Raw genomic sequence first — 25531 nt, 5'->3', positions numbered from 1 at the left:
GATGCTATTGAGTGTGCGACCAATAAGCAACCAGGTGTGCACGACACGCTCCCCGGAGGGCCGTATGGCTGCCACGTCTCCCGATCCGAGCCCCCGGTCCGCCGGGGGTCCCGCCGCCGATCGCGCCACCCGGATCGAGGCGCACGGCATCGACCACATCCCGGACGGGGAGCGGCACGGGCGGCCGCGCGAACTCTTCTCGGTCTGGGCCGCCGCCAACGTCACCTACCTGAGCCTGGTGGTCGGCGGCGCCCTCGTGCTGATGGGCCTCAGCCTGGGCCAGGCGCTCGTGGTGATCGTCGTGGGCAACCTATTCTGGCTGCTCACGGGAGTGCTCGCGATCTCGGGTCCCGCCGCGGGAGCGCCCAGCGAGGTCATCACCCGGGCCGTGTACGGCGTGCGCGGCAACCGTGTGAACAACGCCGTGACCGGCTGGGTCATCTCCGTCTGCTACTTCGCGCTCAACCTGGCCGCGGCCGCCGGAGCGGTGTTCGCCCTGGTCGAGAAGGCCGGGATCGGTGCTTCCACCGGCGTCAAGCTGGTGATCGTCCTCGTGATCGCCGGGATCACGCTGACCATCGGCGTGTACGGGCACGGGCTGATCGTCCGGCTCTATCTGCCCGTCACCATCGCCCTGACGGCCGTCTTCGGTGTCGTGGCCTATGTGGTGCTGCTGCGCGCGGACTTCGGCCACGCGCCCGATGCCCCGCCCCACGGCGTCGAACTGTGGGCCACGCTGATCGCCGGGGTCACGCTGATCGCGGCCGGCCCGCTCTCGTACACCACCAGCGCGGACTTCTCCCGCTATCTGCCGAGGACCTCCTCGGCCAAGGCGGTCATGGGGTGGACCGCGCTGGGAGGTTTTCTGCCGAGCGTCGTGGTGTGTGCGATCGGTGCCCTCGCCGGCACCATCGTGGACATGACGGACCCGCAGGCCGCCCTGGAGTCGCTGCTGCCGGGCTGGTTCGCGCCGGTCTTCCTGCTCGCCCTGGTGCTCGGCACCATCGCCATCAACGCCATGACCGCGTACAGCGCGGGACTCGCCCTCCAGGCCGTGGGTCTGCGCATCCGCCGCTCGCGCAGCGTCCTCGTCGACGGCGCGGTGGCGGTCGCCCTCACCCTGTACGCGCTGTTCGTCTCCGACTTCCTGGACACGGTCGGCAACGTGCTGCAGCTGACCGTCGTCCTGCTGGGTCCCGCCATGACCGTGTACGCGGTCGACATCCTGCTCCGCCGGAACCGCTACGACGGGCTCGCCCTGACGGACGAGAGCCGGGGAAGCTCCTTCTGGTACGCGGGCGGCGTCAACCCGGCCGGGGCGGCAGGCGTGCTCGGTGGTGCCGGTGCGGCGGCGCTGTGCGTCGACACCGCCTACACCGGGCCGATCGCCCGTGCCCTCGGCGGGATCGACCTGGCCCTTCCGGTGGGGATGGGTGTCGCCGGGCTGCTGTACGCGCTCCTCATGCGCGGCCGGGTCACCCGCTAGCCGCCGCCACGAGGCCGCGCATCACCCGGAAGTCCTCGCCCATCTCCGGGTGCCACTGGACGCCCAGGGCCCAGGCGGGGGAGGGCAGTTCGATCGCCTCGACCGTGCCGTCCTCCGCGTGGGCCGAGGCGATCAGGTTCTTGCCGAGGACGTCCACGCACTGGTGGTGGTAGGTGGGGACGGAAGTCCGTTCCGGGACCAGGGCGGCGTAGCGGGTGCCCGGGACCGGTGCGACCGGATGCCGGCCCATCACGCCGACCGCCTCGGTGTGGCCGTCAAGGTGCTGGACGAGGGTGCCGCCCAGGGCCACGTTGAGCAGCTGCATGCCCCGGCAGATGCCGAGGAGCGGGGTGCCGGAGGCCAGGGCCGCGTCGATCAGGGCCAGTTCCCAGCTGTCCCGGGCCCGGGCCGGCGGGCCGGTACGGGGGTCGGGCTCGGCCCCGTACCGTACCGGCTCCACGTCGGCGCCGCCCGCGACCACCAGACCGTCCAGGCGGGCGACGGTCTGTGCGGCCGCGGACGGATCGTCCGGCGGCAGCATCGCCGCGAGCCCGCCGCTCCGCTGGATCAGGCCGGGATACGCGGCCGGGAGCAGCGCCGCCGGCAGGTCCCAGACGCCCCAGCGGGCCTGGTCCAGATAGGTCGTCACGCCGATGAGCGGTCGGGGCACGGAGTCTCCTTGAGAGAGAGGGGTCGGTCAGCGTTCGAGTTCGGCCTCGGCCGCGGCGAGCGCCGCGAACTCCTCCTCGGGCGCGCTCGCCACCAGACGGTGGCGACTGTAGAACGCGAAGTAGGCGAGGGCGATCACGTACACGGCCAAGGCGATGAACGCCGCGTCCTTGTCGACCAGGAAGGTCGCCACGAGGGCGGACAGGGCCAGGACGAAGGCGACCGAGGAGGTCACGACACCGCCCGGGGTGCGGTACGGGCGGTGCAGGCCCGGCTCACGGCGGCGCAGCACGATGTGGGAGAGCGCCATCAGGGCGTACGAGATGGTGGCGCCGAACACCGCGATGTTCAGCATCCGCGCCCCGTCCCCGGTCCCCGCGGCGAGCGCGAAGCCGAGCGCGCCGGGGATGAGCAGCCCGAGGTAGGGCGACTTGCGGCGGCTGGTGAGGGAGAGGAAGCGGGGCAGATAGCCGGCCCGGGACAGGGCGAAGAGCTGGCGGGAGCCCGCGTAGATCAGGGAGAAGAAGGACGCGACCAGGCCGGCGAGGCCCGCGTAGTTGACGAAGCGGCTGAGGGCGGTGGGCGCGCCGTCGCCCTGGAGGGCGACCACCAGCGGGTTGCCGGCCTCCTGGACGGCCGCCGAGCCGCGGGCCCCGGTCGCCGCCAGGAAGGTGATCAGGGCGAGGACCACGAGGACGCCCATCGACAGGGCGAGGGCCCTCGGCATCGAGCGCACCGGGTCCTTGGCCTCCTCGGCGGCCAGCGGCACGCCCTCGACGCCCAGGAAGAACCACATGCCGAAGGGGAAGGCGGCCCAGATGCCGAGGAGGCCGAACGGCAGCCAGGAGCTGGAGCCGGCCGCGTCCGGGTCCGCCGGGATGTCGTTCAGGCCGTCCACGTGGAAGTCGCTCAGCGCGCCCAGGGCGAAGACCAGCAGCGCGGCCACCGCGACGGCGGTGACGATCAGACTGAAGCGCAGGGCCTCGCCCACGCCCCACAGGTGGATGCCGATGAAGAGGGCGAAGCAGACCAGATAGACGGGCCAGCCCGACTCCAGGCCGAAGAGTCCGAGGGACTCGACGTAGTCGCCGATGAAGATGGAGATGGCGGCGGGCGCGAGGACGTACTCGATGAGGATGGCCGTGCCGGTGAGGAAGCCGCCCCAGGTGCCGAGCGCCCGCCGGGCGAAGCCGTAGCCGCCGCCCGCGGTGGGCAGGATGGCGGACAGTTCGGCGAGCGAGAAGACCAGACAGGCGTACATCGCGCCCATCAGCACCGTCGCGATGGCCAGGCCGCCGAAGCCGCCCTTGGACAGGCCGATGTTCCAGCCGGAGAAGTCGCCGGAGACGACGTACGCCACGCCGAGGCCGGTCAGCAGCAGCCAGCCCGCGCTGCCGCGGCGCAGGGTGCGGCGCTGAAGGTAGTCGTCGGGTGCGGCCTTGTTTCCTGTGGTGCCTGAGGTGTCTTCCAGCGTCATGGCGGCGGTCAGCTCCCCGGAACGGGCCCAATGGATTGGTGCCATACCTTTGCGGCCGTCGGGTGGGAAGCGCAAGACCCGTGCGTTACGTTCCGGTTACGCGGGGCCGGTGCCCTCACGTCAGGAAGCCGCGCAGCAGCGCGGCCGTCCCCGCGCAGTGCTCCCGCATCACCTCGCGCGCCGCGTCCGCGTCCCCGTCGAGCACCGCCTCCACCAGCGCCGTGTGCTGGTGCTGGGAGTGCTCCAGATTGCGCACCAGGAGCGGGATGCAGTCGAGCAGGTCGTTGACCGTCGCCCGGACGGCCGCGTACTGCGCGGTCAGCGTCGGCGAACCGGACAGCTCGGCGAGCGTCAGATGCAGCAGGGTGTCCTGGCGACGGTAGTCGCCCAGCGGGGCGTCATGGGTCGCCGCCAGGGCCGCGCGCAGCCGCTCGGCGCCCGCCCCGTCCAGGCCGTGCGCCGCGCACAGCCCGGCCGCGCCGACCTCCAGGACCTCGCGGAAGCGCAGCGTGTCCTCCATGTCGACGGCCGCGATCCGGCGGCGCAGCTCCGCCTCGTCGGCGGTCTGCTGCCGCCGCAGCACGAACGTGCCGCCGTACCGCCCGCGCCGGCTCTCCACCAGGCCCTGCTCCTGGAGGACCTTGAGGACCTCGCGCAGGGTGACCCGGCTGATCCCCATCCGGTCCGCGAGCTCCCGCTCGGCCGGCAGGCGCTCCCCGCCCGGCACCAGACCGAGCCGCACGACCTGCAGGATCTGCTCCAGGGCCTCCTCGAACCCGTTGCCCGCGCGCACCGGTCGCAGCACGGGCGTCAGCCGGTCCGCCGATTCACTCGTACTGGCCACCTCGCCGTTTCCCCTTCCCAAGCAATGGTTCTGAGCAATACCTTATGGCTCCCGGCAGGCCGAAGGAGGAGTAATCCCGTGGCAGACCGCAAACCCCCGCTCGCCGTCGACGAGCTCCGCTCACTCGTCGCGAGCGGCGAGATCGACACCGTCGTCCTGGCCTTCCCCGACATGCAGGGACGGCTCCAGGGCAAGCGGTTCGCCGCACCGTTCTTCCTGAGCGACGTCCTCGACCACGGCACCGAGGGCTGCAACTATCTTCTGGCCGTCGACACCGAGATGAACACCGTCGACGGCTACGAGATGTCCTCATGGGACCGCGGCTACGGCGACTTCGCCATGCGCCCCGACCTCTCGACCCTGCGCCGCGTGCCCTGGAACGAGGGCACCGCCCTGGTCATGGCCGACCTCGCCTGGAGCGACGACAGCCCCGTCGTCGCCGCGCCCCGCCAGATCCTCCGTCGCCAGCTCGACCGGCTCGCCGAGCACGGCTTCACCGCCCACGTCGGCACCGAGCTCGAGTTCATCGTCTTCAAGGACACCTACGAACAGGCCTGGGACGCGCACTACCGCGGCCTGACCCCGGCGAACCAGTACAACATCGACTACTCGATCCTCGGCACCGGGCGGATCGAACCCCTGCTGCGCCGCATCCGCAACGAGATGACCGCCGCCGGACTCACCGTCGAGTCCGCGAAGGGCGAGTGCAACCCCGGCCAGCACGAGATCGCCTTCAAGTACGACGAGGCCCTCGTCACCTGCGACCAGCACGCCGTCTACAAGACCGGAGCCAAGGAGATCGCCGCCCAGGAGGGCTGCTCGCTCACCTTCATGGCCAAGTACAACGAGCGCGAGGGCAACTCCTGCCACATCCACCTCTCCCTCCAGGACGCCGACGGCCGTAACGTCATGGCGGGGGAGGGGGCGGACGGCATGTCCGACGTCATGCGGCGCTTCCTCGCCGGCCAGCTCGCCGCCCTGCGCGACTTCTCCCTGCTCTACGCCCCGAACATCAACTCCTACAAGCGCTTCCAGCCCGGCTCCTTCGCCCCCACCGCCGTCGCCTGGGGCCACGACAACCGCACCTGTGCGCTGCGGGTCGTCGGCCACGGCCGCTCCACCCGCTTCGAGAACCGCCTCCCCGGCGGCGACGTCAACCCCTACCTCGCCGTCGCCGCACTCGTCGCCGCCGGCCTCCACGGCATCGAGCAGGGCCTCGAACTCCCGCCCGCCTGCACCGGCAACGCCTACACCGGCGAGTACGAGCACGTGCCCACCACCCTGCGCGAGGCCGCCGAGCTCTGGGAGAACAGCGAGATCGCCAAGGCCGCCTTCGGCCCCGAGGTCGTCGCCCACTACCGCAACATGGCCCGCGTCGAGCTCGACGCCTTCGACGCCGCCGTCACCGACTGGGAACTGCGCCGCTCCTTCGAACGCATGTGAGGAACGACTTGCCGCACGAACTGCACGTCCTGAACCCGGCGACCGAGGAGCTCGTCGCCACCGTCCCCGCCGCCGGCCCGGCCGACGTCGACACCGCCGTCGCCCTGGCCACCGAAGCCCAGCGGTCCTGGGCCGCCGCCGCACCCGCCGACCGGGCCCGCGTGCTGCGCCGCTTCGCCGCCACGGTCGACGCCCACCTCGAGGAACTCGCCCTCCTGGAGGTCCGCGAGGCCGGCCACACCCTCGGCAACGCCCGCTGGGAGGCCGGGAACGTCCGCGACCTGCTCGACTACGCGGCCGGGGGAGCGGAGCGGCTCAACGGCCGCCAGATCCCCGTCCCCGGCGGCCTCGACATCACCATCCTCGAACCGCTCGGGGTCGTCGGCGTCATCGCCCCCTGGAACTTCCCCATGCCGATCGCCGCCTGGGCCACCGCCCCCGCCCTCGCCGCCGGCAACGCCGTGATCCTGAAGCCCGCCGAGACCACTCCGCTCACCGCGCTCCGACTCGCCGAACTCGCCCTGGAGGCCGGCCTCCCCGAGCACCTCTTCCAGGTCCTCCCCGGCGAGGGCCCGGTCGCGGGGAACGCGCTCGTCGAACACCCCGGCATCGCCAAGATCGTCTTCACCGGCTCGACGAGGGTCGGCAAGCAGATCATGGCCAAGGCCGCCGGCCAGGTGAAGCGGGTCACCCTCGAACTCGGCGGCAAGAGCCCCAACATCGTCTTCGCCGACGCCGACCTGGAGGCCGCCGCGGCCGCCGCCCCCATGGCCTTCCTCGACAACAGCGGCCAGGACTGCTGCGCCCGCACCCGCATCCTGGTCCAGCGCCAGGCGTACGACCGCTTCCTGGAGCTCCTCACGCCGGCCATCGAGGAGATCGTCGTCGGCGACCCCCGCGACGAGCGCACCCAGATGGGCCCCCTCATCTCCCGCGCCCAGCTCGACCGGGTCCGCTCCTACGTCGACGGCGCCACCGAGAACAGTCCGACCGTCGAGGCCGTGCGCGGCAAGGCCCCCGAGGGCCCCGGCTTCTGGTTCCCGCCCACCCTCCTCACCGGCCTCGCCGAGGACGCGCCCTGCGCCGTCGAGGAGGTCTTCGGCCCCGTCGCCGTCGTCCTGCCCTTCGAGGACGAGGCCGACGCGATCCGGCTCGCCAACGCCACCCCGTACGGCCTGTCCGGCTCCATCTGGACCCGTGACGTCGGCCGCGCCCTGCGCGCCTCCCGCGCCGTCCGGGCCGGAAACCTCTCCGTCAACTCCCACTCGAGCGTCCGCTACTGGACCCCGTTCGGCGGCTTCGGCCAGTCCGGCCTCGGCCGGGAACTGGGTCCCGACGCCCTGACCGCCTTCACCGAAACCAAGAACGTCTTCATCAGCACGGAGGCCTGAGCACCATGACCGACACCGAGAGCACCGAAGAGATCATCTGCCGCCGGCTGGTCGGCCGCACCGCCGTCATCACCGGCGCCGGCAGCGGCATCGGCCTCGCCACCGCCCGCCGACTCGCCTCCGAAGGCGCGAACGTGGTCTGCGGCGACATCGACGAGCAGGCCGGCAAGGCCGCCGCCGAAGAGGTCGGCGGCACCTTCGTCAAGGTCGACGTCACCGACCCGGAGGAGGTCGAGGCGCTCTTCCGCACCGCCTTCGAGACCTACGGCTCCGTCGACATCGCCTTCAACAACGCCGGCATCTCGCCCCCCGACGACGACTCCATCCTGGAGACCGGCCTCGAGGCCTGGAAGCGGGTCCAGGACGTCAACCTGACCTCGGTCTACCTGTGCTGCAAGGCCGCCCTGCCGTACATGCGCCGCCAGGGCAGGGGCTCCATCATCAACACGGCCTCCTTCGTCGCCGTCATGGGCGCCGCCACCAGCCAGATCTCGTACACCGCCTCCAAGGGCGGCGTGCTCGCCATGTCCCGCGAGCTCGGCGTCCAGTTCGCCCGCGAGGGCATCCGCGTCAACGCCCTCTGCCCGGGGCCCGTCAACACCCCGCTCCTCCAGGAGCTGTTCGCCAAGGACCCCGAGCGGGCCGCGCGCCGCCTGGTGCACATCCCCGTCGGCCGGTTCGCCGAGGCCGAGGAGATCGCCGCCGCCGTGGCCTTCCTCGCCAGCGACGACTCCTCCTTCATCAACGCCACCGACTTCCTCGTCGACGGCGGCATCTCCGGCGCGTACGTGACCCCCCTCTAGACCTCGCCACCGCCGCCACCCATCCCCACACCCCCCGCACCCCCACCCGTGCGGCCGGGCGTCGCAAGGCGCCCGGCCGCACGGAGCGCGGCCGCGCCGCGCTCTAGAGGAACGTGCGGCCCTCGCCCCGGTACGTCGGGACGGCGGCCGTGACGCGGTCGCCCTCCACCAGCTGCAGGGTGTCGAAGCGCTCGCACAGCTCGCCGGCCTTCGCGTGCCGGAACCACACCTTGTCCCCGATGCGCAGATCGTCGGCGGGGGAGCCGATCAGCGGGGTCTGGACCTCACCCGGGCCCTCCTGCGGGTCGTAGCGCAGACCCTCCGGCAGGTACGGGACCGGGAGCCGGTCCCGCCCGGCGGCGCCCGAGGCCGGGTAGCCGCCGCCGAGGACCGTCACCACGCCCACGCCCGGGCGGCGCACCACCGGCTGCGCGAAGAGGGCCGCCGGCCGGCCCGAGAAGGACGTGTAGTTGTCGAACAGACGCGGCACGAAAAGACCCGAACCCGCCGCGATCTCCGTCACCGCGTCCTCGGCCGCCGTGTGCTGCACGCTGCCGGTCCCGCCGCCGTTGACGAACTCCAGGTCGGGCGCCACCGCCCGGACCGCCCGCACCACCGCCGCCCGGCGCGCCGCCAGCTCCTTGCGGGCCGCCGACTGCATCAGCCGGATCGCCCGCGAGCGCAGCGGCCGGCCCGCGACCGCGTCCCCGACACCCGCCACATGACCCTCGTACGCCATCAGCCCCACCAGCCGGAAACCGGGCCGGCGCGCGACCGACCGGGCCAGCTCGGCCAGCTCGGCCGGCTCCCGCAGCGGCGAGCGCAGGGCCCCGATCCGCACCCGGCCGCCCAGCAGCCGCAGCGAGGTGTCCAGCTCCAGACAGACCCGGATCTCCTCCGCGCCGCCCGCCCGCGAGGCCTCCATCAGATCGAGCTGCGCCACATCGTCGACCATCACCGTCACGGCCCCGGCCAGCTTCGCGTCGCCCGCGAGCTCCGCGAACCCCGCCCGGTCGGCCGACGGATAGGCCAGCAGCACGTCCTCGAACCCTGCCCTGGCCAGCCACAGCGACTCGGCCAGCGTGAAGGACATCACGCCCGCGAACCCGTCCCGCGCCAGCACCCGCTCCAGCAGGGCCCGGCACCGCACCGACTTGCTCGCCACCCGGACCGGCTTCCCGCCGGCCCTGCGGACCAGGTCGTCGGCGTTGGCGTCGAAGGCTTCCAGATCGACGAGGGCGACGGGCGCGTCGAGATGGGCGGTGGCCCGGTCGTACCGGGCGCGGTCGGCGGCACGGGGAGTCATGGCCCGAGCTTGCCAGAGACGTTTACGCGTGGGTAGCCCCTTGATCCGGTGGCACCCCTGCGTTCCCGCCCCGCCGGGAACAGCCCGTAGAGTGGCGGCCATTGCTTTCGCAGATCGACCAGGGGGACGGGGATGAGCACCGAGCCGCAGCGCTCCACGTCCCGCATCACCGAGGCCCTCCTCCCCCCGGAGCGCCCCACGCCACCCGCTCCGGCGACTTCGGACGCCTCCGCACCGGCCGCACCGGCCGCGCCCGGCTCCCGTGTCACCGAGGTCCTGGCGCCTTCGCAGCGCCGCCCGTCGGCGCCGCCCGGGGCTCCCACGCCTCCGCCCGCCGCCGCGCCCGCCGCGCCCACTGCGCCCGCCGGGCAGGCTCGGCCCCGCCGGGCCGCGCAGCCGCTGCCGCCCGAGCAGCCGGCACGTCTCGCCGCGGCCCCCGCCGAGACCCCGGCGGAGACGACCACCCGGCTCCGTCCCGTACGGGACAGCCGCCCGGCCGCGGGGCCCGCACCGGCCCCGGTGCCGGGCCCCGCGCCCGCCCGACCCACCACCGCGCCCGCCGCTCCGCCCGCGCCCGCGTACGCCTACGACCCCTGGGCGCTCGGCCCCGAGACGGCCGCCGAGACCACCACCCGGCTGCGCCCCGTACGGGACCGCAGCACCGGCCGGGTCGTCGCCGCCGCGGCCTGCGCCGTCCTCGCCCTCGGTCTCGTCGGCGGCGCCGTCACCGGCGCGGTCCTGGCCGGCAGCGGTGCCGGCGAGGCCGCCGAACCGCCCGGCTACACCCCGGCCCGCGCGCTCTGGCACAACGCCCCCGTCGACACCCTCTTCCCGCGCACCCTCCCCGGCCCCGCCGCCGGACCCGGCGGCTCCGCCCGCACATGGACCCGGATCGTCGTCGCCCCCGACGCCCCCTGCACCGCCGCCACCCTGCCCAAGGGCCTGCACACCGCCCTCAAGACCGTCGGCTGCGAGCGCGTCCTGCGCGCCACCTACACCGACGCCACCTCCTCCCACGTCACCACCGTGGCCCTCGTCTTCACCCAGGCCGACCCCGCCACCATGCGCACCCTCGGCTCCCGCGCCGCCGACGAACCCGCCCCCGCCCTCTCCGGCCCCGGCACCGTCGCCGCGGCCTTCGGCGACCGGCAGCGGGCCAGCTGGTGGCGGCACATCCTGACCGACCTGCCCGTCGTCGTCACCGCCGTCTCCGGCTTCGCCGACGGCCGCGCCGTCACCGAACCCGAATCCGCCGACCGGGCCATGACGCCCAAGCGGACCACCCCGGTCGCCCAGGCCGGCCTCGGCCACGAGGCCAAGGGCGTCGGCGACGCCGTCGAACGCGCCCTGCGCAAGACCGTCGCCGCCACCGTGAAGGAGGACCAGGAGTGATCCTCCGCCGCCACCGGGCCCGCGGCGCGGCCGCCGCGCTGCTCGCCGCCGCCTTCACCGTCCTCCCGGCGACCACCACCCCCGCGTACGCCGACACCATCCGCGCCCGCCAGTGGGGCCTCGACGCCCTGCACACCACCCAGGCCTGGCGCACCACCCGCGGCGAGGGCATCACCGTCGCCGTCCTCGACACCGGCGTCGACGCCACCCACCCCGACCTCGCGGGCTCCGTGCTGCCCGGCACCGACCTCGTCGGCTTCGGCGCCGCCCGCGGCGACCGCGCCTGGGCCCGCCACGGCACCGCGATGGCCGGCATCATCGCCGGACACGGCCACGGGCCCGGCGGCCAGGACGGCGTCCTCGGCGTGGCCCCGAAGGTGAGGATCCTGCCCGTGCGGGTCATCCTCGAAGGCAGCGACAAGGCGCGCGACAAGGCCCGCAAGACCCGGGGCACCGCCCTCGCCGAAGGCATCCGCTGGGCCGCCGACCACGGCGCCGACGTCATCAACCTCTCCCTCGGCGACGACTCCGAGTCCGCCCACCCCGACGCCGGCGAGGACGCCGCCGTGCAGTACGCCCTCGCCAAGGGGGTCCCCGTCGTCGCCTCCGCCGGCAACGGCGGCGAGAAGGGCGACCACATCTCCTTCCCCGCCGCCTACCCCGGCGTCATCGCCGTCACCGCCGTCGACCGCTGGGGCACCCGCGCGTCCTTCTCCACCCGCCGCTGGTACGCCACGGTCAGCGCCCCCGGCGTCGACATCGTCATCGCCGACCCCGACCGCCGCTACTACGAGGGCTGGGGCACCAGCGCCGCCGCCGCGTTCGTCTCCGGCGCCGTCGCCCTGGTCCGCGCCGCCCACCCCGACCTGACCCCGGCCCAGATCAAACGGCTCCTCGTCGACACCGCGCGCAGCCGTCCCGAGGGCGGCCGCAGCGACGAGAAGGGCTACGGCACGGTCGACCCGGCCGCCGCGATCGAGAAGGGCCGCAGGCTGAAGGGCACCGACCTCAGGACCGTCGCGGCCGGCCACACCGCCCGCTACTTCGGCCCCGGCCCCCAGCCGGCCCCCGAGGAGACCCACCCCGTGGGCCTCCTCGCCCCTCTCGCGGGCGGCGTCGGCGTCCTCTTCCTCGCCGCCGCCGTCGCCCTGTGGCGGGGCAGCCGCAGCCGCTGACCGTCCGCCGGTTAGGCTCCTCGGGTGGCGCTCAAGAACATCCCCGATCCCGGTTTCTCCGACGACGACGGCACCGCCGACCCGCGGCTCGCCGCGGCGCTGGCGGCGTGGGCGGAGGACAGAACCGCACACGGGCCCGTCCTCGAAGCCCTGCGGGACGCCCGCCTGCTCGTGCCCGTCGTCGCGATGCTCGGCGAGGTCGAGGTCGACCCGGCCACGGGTCTGCGCCAGGAGAAGACCAGCGACATGGCCGTGCCGACCCTGACGGCCGGGGACCGGCGGGCGCTGCCGGCCTTCACCTCGATCGCGTCGCTTGCCCTGTGGGACCCGGCCGCCCGGCCCGTCGCCGTTCCCCTGCACCAGGCGCTCGCCGCCCTCGTCCACGAGAAGGCCGACACGCTCGTACTCGACCTGGCAGGGCCCGTGCCGTACCAGGTCACCGGTTCCGCGCTGCTCGCGCTCGCCGAGGGCCGCAGCAGTACGGACCCGCTGGACGACCCGGCCGTCCGGGACGCGGTGCGGGCCGCGATCGCCGCCGAGCCCGCCGTCCTGCGCGCCCACCTGGGGCCGGGCGCCGCCGACGGCGTCCTCGCCCTGGTCCTCGCCGAGGACGCCGCTCCCGCCGAGGCCGCCCAGCGCGTGGCCCAGCGGCTCGCCGCCGACGAAACACTGAGGGCCCGCCTGGTGCGCGGCCTCGACCTGGCACTGCTGCCGGCCTCGGCCACGCCTCCCGGCGAGCCCTTCTACGTAAAGAACTAGTCGTACGGGCGACCTCTGCTGCTGGCCGTACACCGGACCCGTGACTGCGGTCTTCCGGGGGACGACCCCCGTACCCCCGCTTGGCTAGCCGTACACCGGACCCGTGACTGCGGTCTTCCGGGGGACGACCCCCGTACCCCCGCTTGGCTAGCCGTACACCGGACCCGTGTACTTCTCGCCAGGGCCCTGGCCCGGCTCGTCCGGGACGAGGGAGGCCTCGCGGAAGGCGAGCTGGAGGGACTTCAGGCCGTCCCGCAGCGGCGCCGCGTGGAAGGAGGAGATCTCCGTCGCGCCGCCGTCGAGCAGGCCCGCCAAGGCGTGGATCAGCTTGCGGGCCTCGTCGAGGTCCTTGTGCTCGTCGCCCTCCTCGGTGAGACCGAGCTTCACCGCGGCGGCGCTCATCAGGTTGACGGCGACCGTGACGATCACCTCGACCGCCGGGACCTCGGCGATGTCGCGGGTCATGGCCGCGAAGTCGGGAGCTTCCGAAGAAGCGGAGGAGTCCGTGGACTCGTGCTGGGGCGTCTCGCTCATGTCCCACACGATAAGCGGACGTACGGTTCGCGCCGACCGGCGGGTCCTGCTAACCTTGTGTAACGACCGGCCGGACACGTGCGTGCCCGGCCCACAAGTGGAGGCTCCGACTTCCCACCTTGCCGCCCTCGCGGGCGGCGGGTCACCGGTCAGGTGGTGACCATCGTTCCGTACGGACGATGGGGCCGCCCGATGTGCGCCCCGCGGTTGACCGCGGCGGTGCTCCGGTTTTCCGTGGAGCCCCGCCTGTGTCCCGTCGGGGCATTTTTCGTGCGCCCGCTCGGTTGGTCTCGACAGTTCTACCGTGTACGTGTCCGTCCGCCAGGCGGTCGCGTGGTGCTACCGAGGAGGATCCATCAGCGCCGAGCCCCGCATCAACGAGCGGATTCGCGTTCCTGAGGTGCGTCTTGTCGGCCCCAGCGGCGAGCAGGTGGGCATTGTCCCGCTTGCCAAGGCCCTGGAGCTCGCGCAGGAGTACGACCTCGATCTGGTTGAGGTCGCGGCGAACGCCCGTCCGCCCGTGTGCAAGCTCATGGACTACGGGAAGTTCAAGTACGAGTCGGCCATGAAGGCCCGTGAGGCGCGCAAGAACCAGGCGCACACGGTCATCAAGGAGATGAAGCTCCGGCCGAAGATCGACCCGCACGACTATGACACCAAGAAGGGTCACGTCGTCCGGTTCCTCAAGCAGGGTGACAAGGTCAAGATCACGATCATGTTCCGTGGTCGTGAGCAGTCCCGGCCTGAGCTCGGTTACCGACTGCTGCAGCGCCTCGCGGAGGACGTTCAGGAGCTTGGCTTCATCGAGTCCAACCCGAAGCAGGACGGCCGGAACATGATCATGGTTCTGGGTCCGCACAAGAAGAAGACCGAGGCCATGGCCGAGGCGCGTGAGGCCCAGGCCGCACGCAAGGCCGAGCGTCAGGGCGGTTCGTCCGAGGCGCCCGCCGCCGAGGAGGCCCCGGTCGAGCAGGCTCCGGCCGAGCAGGCTCCGGCCGACGCGTCGGCCGAGAACACCGAGGCGTGATCCCGCGGGGCTGTCCTCCCGGCAGCCCCAGGGTTCCCGCCCGGGACCACCAAACGAAGAATTGACGCTCCCAGTCGTCCGGTGTCCGCACCGGGGGAGCGCCACTGACGAGGAGATAACGGCGCTATGCCGAAGAACAAGACGCACTCCGGTGCCAAGAAGCGCTTCAAGGTCACCGGCTCCGGCAAGATCCTGCGCGAGCGCGCCGGCAAGCGCCACCTGCTCGAGCACAAGTCGTCCAAGCTGACGCGTCGCCTCACCGGCAACGCCGAGATGGCCCCGGGTGACTCCGCCAAGATCAAGAAGATGCTGGGCATCTGATCTGATCTCCCGCCCTCGGCGACGAGGGCATCCGGCACAGACCGGGACCCATCCGATTTCCGGGTCGTGTGAGCACCACCACGGCCCCGCTACAAGGAGTTAAGAAGTGGCACGCGTCAAGCGGGCAGTCAACGCCCACAAGAAGCGCCGGGCGATCCTCGAGCAGGCCTCCGGCTACCGCGGTCAGCGTTCGCGCCTGTACCGCAAGGCCAAGGAGCAGGTCACCCACTCGCTGGTCTACAACTACAACGACCGCAAGAAGCGCAAGGGCGACTTCCGTCAGCTGTGGATCCAGCGCATCAACGCCGCTGCCCGCCTGAACGGCATGACGTACAACCGCCTCATCCAGGGTCTGAAGGCCGCCAACATCGAGGTGGACCGCAAGATCCTCGCCGAGCTGGCCGTCAACGACGCCAACGCGTTCGCCGCGCTGGTCGAGGTCGCGCAGAAGGCCCTCCCGGCCGACGTCAACGCCCCGAAGGCCGCCGCCTGATCTTCCAGGCCGCAGTACTTCTGCCCGGACCCGCAGGCCCCGCGCCTGCGGGTCCGGCGCGTTGACCGCCGTTTCCTCCGCGCCGATTCCGCGCTGTTCCCTCCGCGCCGTCCGCCGCCGTTCCCGAGCCGACCCGAGCCGAGTCAGAGAGCCGCAGGCACATGTCCACCCCCGAGCTGATCTCCCCGCGTTCGCCGCGCGTCGTCGCCGCCCGGCGGCTCGCCAAGCGCAATTTCCGGGGCAAGGACCGCCTCTTCATCGCCGAGGGCCCGCAGGCCGTCCGCGAGGCCGTCGAGCACCGCGGCAGCAGCGGTGAACCGACCCTGGTCGAGCTCTTCACCACCGTCGAGGCCGCCGAGCGGTACGCCACGATCGTCGACGCCGCCCGCGCCGCCGGCGCCCGCGTCCACCTCGCCTCCGACGCCGTCCTCGCCGAGGTCTCCCAGACGGTCACCCCGCAGGGCCTCGTCGGCGTCTGCCGCTTCCTGGACTCGCCCTTCGAGGAGATCCTCGCCGCCCGGCCCAAGCTGGTCGCCGTCCTCGCGCACGTCCGCGACCCCGGCAACGCCGGCACCGTGCTCCGCTGCGCCGACGCGGCCGGAGCCGACGCCGTGATCCTCACCGACGCCTCCGTGGACCTGTACAACCCGAAGTCGGTGCGCGCCTCCGTCGGTTCCCTCTTCCACCTCCCGGTCGCCGTCGGCGTCCCGGTCGAGCAGGCCGTGGCCGGCCTCAAGGGCGTCGGCGTACGGATCCTGGCCGCCGACGGCGCGGGCGAGGACGACCTCGACGACGAGCTGGACGCCGGCACCATGGGCGGCCCCACCGCCTGGGTCTTCGGCAACGAGGCCTGGGGGCTGCCCGAGGAGACCCGGGCCCTCGCCGACGCCGTGGTCCGCGTCCCGATCCACGGCAAGGCCGAGAGCCTCAACCTGGCGACCGCGGCCGCCGTGTGCCTGTACGCCTCCGCGCGCGCCCAGCGCCCCCCAACCGCCTCCTGAGGCCCCACCGGGCCCCCTCGCCTAGTAGGGTGACGGACTCGGGGCCCACTGCGGTACACGGAGGGGTGGGATGACGGGGATGACGGTCGGCACGGGCAGTTCCGCACAGGCACGGAGCATCCCGCCCGACGCGCCCGCATCACCACCGGCGCCCCCGGACCGGCCGCACGGCGACGAGTCCGCCCCGCTCTCCGGTGAGCGCCAGGACATCACCCCGGCTGTCGATCCGGCCGCCGCCCCGGACGTCGACCCGGCCTCCGGGCTCGGCGTCGATCCCGACGACCTGCCCGACGGGCTCGTCGTCGCCGACGAGAACGGCCGGATCATCTGTTTCAACGCCGCCGCCAGCCGCATCACCGCCGTACCCTGCGACGCCGCCCTCGGCCGGCCGCTCGACCGGGCGCTGCCGCTCGAAGACCTCAAGGGCCGCCGATGGTGGGCGCTCACCGACCCGTACGGCGGTCTCGCCACCCGGCGCGGACAGCCCGAGCGCAACCTGCTGCTGCCCGGCGGGCGCGAGGTGCTCGTCTCCGCCCGCTACGTCCGCACCCGCCCCGCCGGGCCCGTCCGGCGGGTCGTCGTCTCCCTGCGCGGCACCGAGGCCCGCCGGCGCACCGAGCGCAGCCACGCCGAGCTGATCGCCACCGTCGCGCACGAACTGCGCTCGCCGCTCACCTCGGTCAAGGGCTTCACGGCCACCCTCCTCGACAAGTGGGAGCGGTTCACCGACGACCAGAAGCGGCTGATGCTGGAGACCGTCGACGCCGACGCGGGCCGCATCAAGAGGCTCATCGCCGAGCTCCTCGACATCTCCCGGATCGACTCCGGGCGACTGGAGGTGCGCCGCCAGCCCGTCGACATCGCCGCCGCCGTCGGCCGCCACGTGCACGCCCACACCACCGGCGGCCAGTCCCCGGACCGTTTCTTCGTCCGGGTCCACCCCGACCTGCCCGAGCTGTGGGCCGATCCCGACAAGATCGACCAGATCCTCGGCAACCTGCTGGAAAATGCGGTGCGCCACGGCGAGGGAACCGTCACCATCGAGGTGGCACCCACCACGGCCACCACCGACGGAGAGAAGGGGACGGAGGTCACCGTGAGCGACGAAGGCCCCGGTATCCCCGAGGAGTCGATGGGCCGCGTCTTCACCCGCTTCTGGCGGGGCAGCAAGCGCGGCGGCACCGGGCTCGGCCTCTACATCGTCAAGGGCGTCGTCGAGGCCCACGGCGGCACGATCACCGTCGGACGCGGCCCCCGTGGCGGAGCCGAGTTCCGATTTATCCTGCCCGTCGGCACCCCGGCCCACCTCCTCTGAGGTCCCCTCCGGACCCCCTCCCGGGTCTCACCAGGCGAGACCGTACGAGATCAGGAGCCGCCGAGGCCGCCCACGGGCTCATTCGCGTCCCCTCACCCCGTTAGACTCGTCCTTTGGCACGTTTGCGCCCTTGACGTCGAGCGGGGCCGCCCAGCCAGCCAAAGGAAGACACGGGAAGAGATGTCGGCACCCAATAAGTCGTACGACCCGGTCGAGGTCGAGGCCTTGAAACCGGAAGAGATCGAGCGCATGCGGGACGAGGCGCTCGCCGCCTTCGCCGCCGCAGGCGACCTCGACGCGCTCACCCACGCGAAGACCGCGCACACCGGCGGCACCTCGCCGCTGGCGCTCGCCAACCGCGAGATCGGCGCCCTGCCCCCGCAGGCCAAGGCCGCGGCCGGCAAGCTCGTGGGCCAGGCCCGCGGTGTCGTCTCCAAGGCGCTGGCCGCCCGCCAGGCCGAACTGGAGGCCGAGCGCGACGCGCGCGTCCTCGTCGAGGAGGCCGTCGACGTCACCCTGCCGTACGACCGTGTCCCGGCCGGTGCGCGCCACCCGCTGACCACCCTGATGGAGCGCGTCGCCGACGTCTTCGTCTCGATGGGCTACGAGGTCGCCGAGGGCCCCGAGGTCGAGGCCGAGTGGTTCAACTTCGACGCCCTGAACTTCGTACCGGACCACCCGGCGCGCCAGATGCAGGACACCTTCTTCGTCCAGGGCCCTGAGGGCACCACGGGCGACGAGTCCGGCGTCGTGCTCCGCACCCACACCTCGCCGGTCCAGGCCCGCACCCTCATCGACCGGGAGCCCCCGGTCTACGTGGTGTGCCCCGGCCGCGTCTACCGCACCGACGAGCTCGACGCCACGCACACCCCGGTCTTCCACCAGATCGAGCTGCTGGCCGTCGACGAGGGCCTGACCATGGCCGACCTCAAGGGCACCCTGGACCACATGGTCCAGGCGCTCTTCGGCCCGGACATGAAGACCCGGCTCCGTCCGAACTTCTTCCCGTTCACCGAGCCGTCCGCCGAGATGGACATGCTCTGCTACGTCTGCCGCGGCGAGTCCGTCGGCAACCCGGAGCGTCCCTGCCGCACCTGCGGCAGCGAGGGCTGGATCGAGCTCGGCGGCTGCGGCATGGTCAACCCGAAGGTGCTCGTCGCCTGCGGTGTGGACCCCGAGAAGTACAGCGGATTCGCCTTCGGGTTCGGCATCGAGCGGATGCTGATGTTCCGCCACAACGTCGAAGACATGCGAGACATGGTCGAGGGTGACGTCCGGTTTACCCGGCCGTTCGGGATGGAGATCTGATGCGGGTCCCGCTTTCCTGGCTGCGGGAGTACGTCGACCTGCCGGCGACGGAGACCGGCCGTGACGTGCAGGCCAAGCTCATTTCGGCAGGGCTCGAGGTCGAGACCGTCGAGCTGCTCGGCGCGGGCCTCACCGGCCCGCTGGTGGTCGGCAAGGTCCTCACCATCGAGGAGCTGACGGAGTTCAAGAAGCCGATCCGCTTCTGCACCGTCGACGTCGGCCAGGCCAACGGCACCGGCGAGCCCCAGGAGATCATCTGCGGCGCCCGGAACTTCGCCGAGGGCGACAAGGTCGTCGTGGCCCTGCCCGGCGCCGTGCTGCCCGGCGACTTCCGGATCGCCGAGCGCAAGACGTACGGCCGGGTCTCCCGCGGCATGATCTGCTCGGGCGACGAGCTCGGCATGGGCGACGACGGCTCGAACGGCATCATCGTGCTGCCGCCGGAGCACGAGGTCGGCACCGACGCCACCGTGCTGCTGGAGCTGTACGACGAGGTCCTCGACATCGCCGTCACCCCGGACCGCGGCTACTGCCTGTCGATGCGCGGCGTCGCCCGCGAGACCGCCATCGCCTACGGCCTGCCGCTGCGCGACCCGGCGCTCCTCGACGTGCCCGCGCCCAACGCGTACGGCTACCCGGTCCAGATCGCCGACCCGATCGGCTGCGACCGCTTCGTCGCGCGCACGGTCGTCGGCCTCGACCCCGAGGCCCGCTCGCCGATCTGGCTGCGCCGCCGCCTCCAGAAGGCCGGCATGCGTCCGATCTCGCTCGCCGTGGACGTCACGAACTACGTGATGATCGAGCTCGGCCAGCCGCTGCACGCCTACGACCGCAGCCGGGTCGACGGCCCCATCGGCGTCCGCCGAGCCGCCGAGGGCGAGAAGATCACCACGCTCGACGGCACCAAGCGCGTCCTCGACTCCGGGGACCTGGTCATCACCGACAACCGCGGCCCCATCGGCATCGCGGGTGTCATGGGCGGCGCCGACACGGAGATCGCCGACCCGGCGACCGACCCGGAGACCGGCGCCCTCGTCGGCACCACCGAGGTCGTCATCGAGGCCGCGCACTTCGACGCGATCTCGATCGCGCGCACGGCCCGCCGCCACAAGCTGTCCTCGGAGGCGTCCAAGCGCTTCGAGCGCGGCGTCGACCCGCAGGCCGCCGCCGCTGCCGCGCAGCGGACGGTCGACCTGCTCGTGCTGCTCGCCGGCGGCACCGCCGAGGCCGGTGTCACGGAGGTCGTGGCCCCGTCCGCGCCGCACACGATCACCATGCCGGCGAACCACCCCGACAAGGTCGCGGGTGTCGACTACGGCCGCGAGACCGTCGTCCGCCGCCTCCAGGAGATCGGCTGCGACGTCTACGGGCAGGACGAGCTCGTCGTCACCGTTCCGTCGTGGCGCCCCGACCTCTACGTGCCGAACGACCTGGCCGAGGAGGTCATCCGGCTCGAGGGCTACGAGAACCTGCCCTCCACGCTGCCCAAGCCCCCGGCGGGCCGCGGCCTCACCGAGCGCCAGCGCACCCACCGCCGGGTGGGCCGCGCCCTGGCCGGCGCCGGCTACGTCGAGGCGCTGAACTACCCCTTCATCGGCGAGCAGGTCTTCGACCAGCTCGGCCTGGACGCGGACGACGCCCGCCGCCGGGTCGTGAAGCTGGTCAACCCGCTCTCCGACGAGGAGCCCGCCCTCCGTACGACGCTGCTGCCGGGCCTGCTCGGCGCGCTGCGCCGCAACGACGGGCGCGGCAGCCACGACCTGGCCCTCTTCGAGACCGGCCTGGTCTTCCGGCCGGGCGAGCAGCCGGGCGTCGCCGTCCGCCTGCCCGTCGACCGCCGCCCCACCGACGAGGAGATCGCCGGCGTCAACGCCGCGCTGCCCGCGCAGCCGCGCCGCGCCGCCGTCGTCCTCGCCGGGGCCCGCGAGCAGGCCGGCTGGTGGGGCAAGGGCCGTCCGTCCGACTGGGCCGACGCGATCCAGGCGGCGCGCGTCGTGGCCGCCGAGGCCGGTGTGGAACTGCTGATCGACGCCGACCAGCACGCCCCGTGGCACCCGGGCCGCTGCGCCTCCTTCCACGTCGTGATCGACGGGGAGAAGGTCCTCGCCGGTCACGGCGGCGAGCTCCACCCGCGCGTCGTGAAGGCCCTCGGCCTGCCGGCCCGCACCTGCGCCATGGAGCTGGACCTGGACGTCCTGGAGCGCGCGGGCGAGGGCCCGCTCAAGGCCCCGCGCATCTCCGCCTTCCCGGTCGCCACCCAGGACGTCGCCCTGGTCGTCGACCAGGACGTGCCCTCGGCCGCGGTGGAGCATTACCTGGCCGGCGGCGCGGGTGAACTCCTGGAGTCCATCCGTCTGTTCGACGTCTACACCGGCGACCAGATCGGCGAGGGCAAGAAGTCCCTCGCCTACGCCCTCCGCTTCCGCGCCCCCGACCGCACCCTGACCGTCGACGAGGCCACCGCGGCCCGCGACGCCGCGGTCGCCCTGGCCGCGGAACACACGGGCGCCGTCCTCCGCGGCGCCTGACGGCCGCAGCACACACGAGGGGCCCCGCCCCGGGTCAACAACCCGGGGCGGGGCCCCTCTACTCTGTGAGAGGGCAGACCGTGTGACGATCCGTAAGGAACTCACCCGGAGTCGGAAGCAAGGGGGAGGAACAACGTGCCGCTCGTAGCGATCCAACCTTCATTCGGAAACCCGGTGGCGAGACTTCACTGGCGGGAAACCCTGGAGCAGGAGGTTCCCTTCGCCTCAGGGCATCACGCCGCCGCGCTCACTCCCGGCCAGCGGGCAGCCCTGTCGAAACTTCATCCGACCGGCTCGGCCCGGTTCTGGGGAGCGACCGCGGCACAGGACGCGAACATGGAGCGCCTGGGCACCGGCGACGTAGTGCTCTTCACCGGAAAGAAACTCGTGCGGGGCATAGGAGAGGTCGGCGTCACCTTCAGGAACGCCGCTTTCGCCGACACCATGTGGAAGCCGGACTCACAGAAGGGAAGCTGGCACAACGTCTACAGTCTCCTCTCGTTCCGCCCGACGGACATTCCGTACGAGGAGATCTGGGACCTGCCGAGCTTCAACGCCGGTGACAACTTCATGGGGCTGCGGATCCTTGACGGCGAGAAGGCCGAGGAGATCCTGCAGGGCCTCGGCATCGCGACGGTGACCGAGTCCCGGCGCGAACTCGCCCGCGATGAGGAGGTCGCCACGGCCATCGCCGCGAGCACGCGCATCATCCCTGTCGAGAACGTGCACACGTCCGGCACCGCCTACCAGCGTGACGAGCGCGAGATACGGGTGTCGCGAGCCGAGGCGCTCCTCGTGGCCGAATACCGCGCCACCCTGACCGGGGTGGACGTCCAGCGCATGCGTACACCGTCCGGGCCGACCGATCTCCACGTCACAGGCCCGGACGGAACGGAGATCGTCGAGGCGAAGAGCAGCGGTGACCACGGCCATGTGCGGGCCGCGCTCGGCCAGCTCCTCGACTACGCGCCGCACAGTCCGCATCCCGCGGATCGGCTCAGTGCTCTCTTCCCGGTCCGTCCGCAGGACTCGGACATCGCGCTGCTGCATCGCTACGGCATCGACTGTCTCTATCGCTCGGCTCCGCATGTGTTCGAACGTGTGGAGGCTCCGACAGCGGCTCGGGCGCACATGCGGAAGGCCTGGAGCGACGTGTCTTGCGGCCTGTGACCTGAGCCGACGTCGCTGCGGCCCATCGCGAGGTGAGCGGGCGAACGCATCGGACTTGGGGACGAGGGCTTCGAAACAGGACCACGAGGTTGCTCACTCCTTCGGGTGAGATCCCCGGTGGATGTTCCCCCGTGTCCTCCCGTCCCGCGAGAATCGACGCGGTCACAGGGGCGGGCCTGTGTGCCGCAGGGTCTTCGGGCGCTGGCGGGCCTCGGGAAGGGCCGTGGATGTTCCGTGACAGGTCAGTGGTTGCCGAAGGCTCCCGGATGCGGCGGATGGCTCCGTTGGTGGCTCCCGCGGTGTGGGGGCTCGTGGCCGTCGCGTGGCGGTTGTGGTGTCCGCTGGCCAGGGAGCCCGGGCTGCCGATGCGGATCGCCACCAGCGTCGTGTTCCTGACCGTCGGGGCGGGGCTCGTTCTCGGGGTCCGGCACGGGCTCGCACGGGAGTTGGCGCGGGTGCGGGCCGTGGCCGAGGCCGCGCAGCAGGTGGTGCTGCGACCGCCGCCCGCGCGGCTCGACGGGCTCGCCGTCGCCGCGGGGCAGCTGTCGGCGTCCCGGGGGGCCGCGATCGGCGGCGACCTGTACGAGGCGGCGGCCACCCCCTACGGGGTACGGATCGTCATCGGGGACGTACGGGGGCACGGGCTCGCCGCGCTCGGCGCCGTGGTCGCCGTCCTCGGCAGTTTCCGCGAGGCGGCCCATGACGAGCCCGAACTCGCGGGCGTGCTGCGGCGCCTGGACCGTGCGCTCGGGCGGCATCTGTGCGAGCGGGCCCGCGAGGAGCACCCGGCCAGGGGCGGGCGTGCGCCCGAGCACCCCGCGGCCGAGGAGTTCGTGACCCTGCTGCTCCTGGAGATCCGCGCCGACGGCCAGGTCGACGTCCTCGCCTGCGGCCACCCCGGCCCGTACCGCCTCGACCGACGCCGTGTCGAGCCCGTGTCCGTCGGCGACCCGCTGCCGCCGCTCGGCGCCTTCCCGCTGCCGGCCGACCTCGTACCGCACCGCGCGACCCGGCTGCTGCCCGGCGAGACGCTGGTGCTCTACACCGACGGCGCCGAGGAGGCCCGGGACCACCGCGGCCGCTTCTTCCCGCTGGACGCGGTCCTCGCCGCCTCGCCCCGCGAGGCGCCGGCCGCGCTGGTCCGTCGCGTCCACACCGCGCTGCTGCGCCACACCGGCGGCCGGCTCGCCGACGACGTGGCCCTGGTCGTCGTCCGCAACGACCGGGTGCGGGTGCCGGCGCAGCCCGCCGAACCCGGGCTGCGCCGTACCCGTCCCGCGCCCTCCCCGCACTAGGCTCCGTGACGGGGAGGGCAGGGGACCGACGCCGCCCGCGCTGCCACGGAGTGTCGGGCAGATCAACAGCGCGGGCGGCGCGGGACCGGGCGGCCGCACTGTCAGAGGGGGAGCCGGCGGCCCGGTCCTCGCCCTTCGGCGAGGATGCCAAGTCAACCCGTACCGGCACGACTTCGGCACCGCGCGCGGAAGGGAAGAACGAGCACTTCGTTCACACCCCGTGCGAAACCGTCCTTCACTACGCTGAGCGCACCGAAGCACCGGAGCGGTCCCATGCACCCCGACTTGCCGGCCCAGAGCCCCCGTACGACCTCGCCCAGACCCTCGCCCTCGCCGAGCCCCACTCCCTCGCTCGACCCCATGCCGCCGCCCAGGCCCTCACCGAGGACCTCGCCCAACGCCCTGCTGGACGCACTCCTCGACGAGGCGGGCATCTCGCACGCCGGCCTCGCCTCCCGGGTGAACCAGGCGGGCCGGGCCCGTGGTCTCACCCTGCGCTACGAACACACCGCAGTCGCCCGCTGGTTGAAGGGGCAGCGGCCGCGCGGCCAGGTCCCCGACCTGATCTGCGAGGTCCTCGCCGACCGGCTGCGCCGCGCCGTCACCCTCGACGACATCGGCCTCGGCGTGCCCGACGGCACGGCCGCCGGCCTCCTCGCGCCCGGCACACCACTTTCCGGCTTCGTCGACCGGGCCACCGCCCTGTGGCGCTCCGACGAGCAGCATCGCCCCCACCTCCACGCCGCCCCGGCGGTGACCGGGACCCCCGCCGTGATGCCGGTGTGGGAGTGGGAGAACCCGCCGGAGGACACCGACGTCTCCCGCGACGGCCGCACCCGGGTCTCGGCCGCCGACGTCTCGATGCTGAGCGCGGCCCGGGCGCACTACGAGCAGATGTACCGCAAGGCGGGCGGGATGGCGACGCGCGCCCGGATCGTCGGCTTCCTCACCACCGAGACCGCGCCGCTGCTGCGCGGCGCCTACGGCGACGCCCTCGGCCGCCGGCTGCACCGCGCGACCGGCGGCCTGGTGGCCGTGGCCGGTATCTGCGCCTACGACTCCGACGCCCATGGGCTCGCCCAGCGCTACTTCCACCAGGCACTGCGCCTGGCGAAGGCGAGCGGCGACCGCGGGCTCGGCGCCTATGTGGTCGCGCTGCTCGTCAACCAGTCGTTGTTCATGGGGGAGTACCGGCAGGCGGTGGCCTTCGCCGAGGCGGCGCTGCGCTCGGCCGGACGGGAGATCACCCCGGCGCTCGCCACCGACCTGACGGCGATGCAGGCCAAGGCCTACGCGCACCTCGGCGACGCGGCGGCGGCACTGGCCTGCGTGCGCCGGGCGGAGGCGGAGGCGGAGCGGATCGCCCCGGGCCGCGAACCGGCCGAGACCGGCTACGTCCAGCCCGGCCTCGTCAACGTACAGGTCGCCGAGGCCCTGCTCAGTCTGGGTGAACTCGCGGCGGCCCACGCGCACGCGGCGGCGGCCGTGGAGACTCCGGCGCACGACCGGGGCCGGGTGCACCGGCTGGCGATGCTGTGTCAGGTCCAGCTGCGGCAGGGCGAGCCGGATCTGGCCGCGCGGACGGCGGTGGAGATGACCGAGCGGGCCCGCGGCATGGAGTCGCGGCGGCTGCGGGACCGGCTGAGGCTGGTGCGGGAGCAGCTGCTCGCGAGTGGGGGAGGAGAGGCACGGGAGGCCGCCGAGCTCATCGACGCCGCGCTGCGCGTGCCTCTGTGAGCCCGTTCTTGCGACCTCGTCACAGCTGCGATATTGCCACCAAGTAATCACCGACCA

22 protein-coding genes are annotated in these 25531 nt (G+C 73.0%); 17 read left to right on the top strand and 5 right to left on the bottom strand.

Annotated elements, in window-relative coordinates:
* Positions 1 to 64 precede the first annotated feature (64 nt).
* Complete coding sequence (locus ACFY7C_RS32365) at positions 65 to 1486, top strand: purine-cytosine permease family protein (RefSeq protein WP_389657579.1); 1422 nt, start codon at positions 65 to 67, stop codon at positions 1484 to 1486.
* Here the strand turns inward: ACFY7C_RS32365 and ACFY7C_RS32360 are convergent.
* The 3 genes from ACFY7C_RS32360 to ACFY7C_RS32350 all read right to left on the bottom strand — a co-directional run bounded on the left by ACFY7C_RS32360 (position 1476) and on the right by ACFY7C_RS32350 (position 4476).
* Positions 1476 to 2156, bottom strand: a complete 681-nt coding sequence (locus ACFY7C_RS32360; protein WP_389657576.1) for a gamma-glutamyl-gamma-aminobutyrate hydrolase family protein — start codon at positions 2154 to 2156, stop codon at positions 1476 to 1478. The two genes, ACFY7C_RS32365 and ACFY7C_RS32360, sit on opposite strands and share 11 nt — an antisense overlap.
* Positions 2157 to 2183: 27 nt before the next feature.
* Positions 2184 to 3632 (bottom strand): ethanolamine permease, encoded by a 1449-nt coding sequence (gene eat / locus ACFY7C_RS32355; RefSeq protein ID WP_389657573.1) that lies wholly within the window; start codon positions 3630 to 3632, stop codon positions 2184 to 2186.
* Positions 3633 to 3747: 115 nt separating this feature from the next.
* Positions 3748 to 4476 (bottom strand): FadR/GntR family transcriptional regulator, encoded by a 729-nt coding sequence (locus ACFY7C_RS32350; RefSeq protein WP_389657570.1) that lies wholly within the window; start codon positions 4474 to 4476, stop codon positions 3748 to 3750.
* A gap of 78 nt (positions 4477 to 4554) precedes the next feature.
* On the opposite strand from ACFY7C_RS32350, the gene ACFY7C_RS32345 reads away from it, so the two are divergent.
* Genes ACFY7C_RS32345 through ACFY7C_RS32335 form a run of 3 tightly spaced genes read left to right on the top strand, consistent with a single transcriptional unit; the run spans position 4555 to position 8113 of the window.
* Positions 4555 to 5919 (top strand): glutamine synthetase family protein, encoded by a 1365-nt coding sequence (locus ACFY7C_RS32345; protein ID WP_389657567.1) that lies wholly within the window; start codon positions 4555 to 4557, stop codon positions 5917 to 5919.
* Between the two features lie 8 nt (positions 5920 to 5927).
* Complete coding sequence (locus ACFY7C_RS32340) at positions 5928 to 7310, top strand: aldehyde dehydrogenase family protein (RefSeq protein WP_389657564.1); 1383 nt, start codon at positions 5928 to 5930, stop codon at positions 7308 to 7310.
* Between the two features lie 5 nt (positions 7311 to 7315).
* Positions 7316 to 8113 carry a 3-oxoacyl-ACP reductase gene (locus ACFY7C_RS32335; RefSeq protein ID WP_389657561.1) on the top strand — a complete coding sequence of 266 codons (798 nt, stop codon included), beginning with the start codon at positions 7316 to 7318 and terminating at the stop codon, positions 8111 to 8113.
* Between the two features lie 103 nt (positions 8114 to 8216).
* Here ACFY7C_RS32335 and ACFY7C_RS32330 read toward each other — a convergent pair whose 3' ends face one another.
* On the bottom strand, positions 8217 to 9419 hold the full coding sequence (locus tag ACFY7C_RS32330; protein WP_389657558.1) for an amino acid deaminase/aldolase: 1203 nt from the start codon (positions 9417 to 9419) through the stop codon (positions 8217 to 8219).
* A 132-nt stretch (positions 9420 to 9551) separates the two neighbouring features.
* Between ACFY7C_RS32330 and ACFY7C_RS32325 the strand changes: the two genes are divergently transcribed.
* The 3 genes from ACFY7C_RS32325 to ACFY7C_RS32315 are packed head-to-tail and all read left to right on the top strand — an operon-like array spanning position 9552 to position 12745.
* Positions 9552 to 10811 carry a hypothetical protein gene (locus ACFY7C_RS32325; RefSeq protein ID WP_389657555.1) on the top strand — a complete coding sequence of 420 codons (1260 nt, stop codon included), beginning with the start codon at positions 9552 to 9554 and terminating at the stop codon, positions 10809 to 10811.
* Positions 10811 to 11986, top strand: coding sequence for a type VII secretion-associated serine protease mycosin (mycP, locus tag ACFY7C_RS32320; protein WP_389658143.1), 1176 nt, complete (start codon positions 10811 to 10813; stop codon positions 11984 to 11986). The genes ACFY7C_RS32325 and mycP overlap by 1 nt, the downstream gene beginning before the upstream one ends.
* 24 nt (positions 11987 to 12010) lie before the next feature.
* Positions 12011 to 12745 carry an SseB family protein gene (locus ACFY7C_RS32315; RefSeq protein WP_389657552.1) on the top strand — a complete coding sequence of 245 codons (735 nt, stop codon included), beginning with the start codon at positions 12011 to 12013 and terminating at the stop codon, positions 12743 to 12745.
* A gap of 147 nt (positions 12746 to 12892) precedes the next feature.
* On the opposite strand, the gene ACFY7C_RS32310 is transcribed toward ACFY7C_RS32315, so the two are convergent.
* On the bottom strand, positions 12893 to 13279 hold the full coding sequence (locus ACFY7C_RS32310; protein WP_389657549.1) for a DUF1844 domain-containing protein: 387 nt from the start codon (positions 13277 to 13279) through the stop codon (positions 12893 to 12895).
* A 310-nt stretch (positions 13280 to 13589) separates the two neighbouring features.
* Here ACFY7C_RS32310 and infC point away from each other — a divergent pair, with 310 nt between their 5' ends.
* The 10 genes from infC (at position 13590) to ACFY7C_RS32260 (ending at position 25474) form a co-directional block, all read left to right on the top strand.
* Entirely contained in the window at positions 13590 to 14306 is a 717-nt protein-coding gene (gene infC, locus ACFY7C_RS32305) for a translation initiation factor IF-3 (RefSeq protein WP_389658140.1), read from the top strand.
* Between the two features lie 126 nt (positions 14307 to 14432).
* Positions 14433 to 14627, top strand: a complete 195-nt coding sequence (rpmI, locus tag ACFY7C_RS32300; RefSeq protein ID WP_041128339.1) for a 50S ribosomal protein L35 — start codon at positions 14433 to 14435, stop codon at positions 14625 to 14627.
* A gap of 106 nt (positions 14628 to 14733) precedes the next feature.
* Positions 14734 to 15120, top strand: a complete 387-nt coding sequence (gene rplT, locus ACFY7C_RS32295; protein ID WP_019884941.1) for a 50S ribosomal protein L20 — start codon at positions 14734 to 14736, stop codon at positions 15118 to 15120.
* 161 nt (positions 15121 to 15281) lie between these two features.
* Entirely contained in the window at positions 15282 to 16121 is an 840-nt protein-coding gene (locus ACFY7C_RS32290) for a TrmH family RNA methyltransferase (RefSeq protein ID WP_389657546.1), read from the top strand.
* A 79-nt stretch (positions 16122 to 16200) separates the two neighbouring features.
* Positions 16201 to 17436: an ATP-binding protein gene (locus ACFY7C_RS32285; RefSeq protein WP_389658137.1), complete on the top strand. Its 1236-nt coding sequence runs from the start codon at positions 16201 to 16203 to the stop codon at positions 17434 to 17436.
* Between the two features lie 180 nt (positions 17437 to 17616).
* Positions 17617 to 18744 carry a phenylalanine--tRNA ligase subunit alpha gene (pheS, locus tag ACFY7C_RS32280; RefSeq protein ID WP_389657543.1) on the top strand — a complete coding sequence of 376 codons (1128 nt, stop codon included), beginning with the start codon at positions 17617 to 17619 and terminating at the stop codon, positions 18742 to 18744.
* On the top strand, positions 18744 to 21272 hold the full coding sequence (pheT, locus tag ACFY7C_RS32275) for a phenylalanine--tRNA ligase subunit beta (RefSeq protein ID WP_389657540.1): 2529 nt from the start codon (positions 18744 to 18746) through the stop codon (positions 21270 to 21272). The genes pheS and pheT overlap by 1 nt, the downstream gene beginning before the upstream one ends.
* Before the next feature lie 135 nt (positions 21273 to 21407).
* The gene (locus ACFY7C_RS32270) at positions 21408 to 22442 is read left to right on the top strand and encodes a hypothetical protein (protein ID WP_389657537.1); all 1035 of its coding nucleotides are present in this window, start codon (positions 21408 to 21410) and stop codon (positions 22440 to 22442) included.
* A gap of 275 nt (positions 22443 to 22717) precedes the next feature.
* Positions 22718 to 23737, top strand: coding sequence for a PP2C family protein-serine/threonine phosphatase (locus ACFY7C_RS32265; RefSeq protein WP_389657534.1), 1020 nt, complete (start codon positions 22718 to 22720; stop codon positions 23735 to 23737).
* A gap of 360 nt (positions 23738 to 24097) precedes the next feature.
* The gene (locus ACFY7C_RS32260) at positions 24098 to 25474 is read left to right on the top strand and encodes a transcriptional regulator (RefSeq protein ID WP_389658134.1); all 1377 of its coding nucleotides are present in this window, start codon (positions 24098 to 24100) and stop codon (positions 25472 to 25474) included.
* Positions 25475 to 25531 lie beyond the last annotated feature (57 nt).

It is taken from the genome of Streptomyces sp. NPDC012769 (assembly GCF_042901205.1).
Lineage (GTDB): Bacteria > Actinomycetota > Actinomycetes > Streptomycetales > Streptomycetaceae > Streptomyces.
The sequence above is the reverse complement of the archived record's forward strand: the minus strand, read 5'-3'. Positions and strand labels throughout refer to the sequence as shown.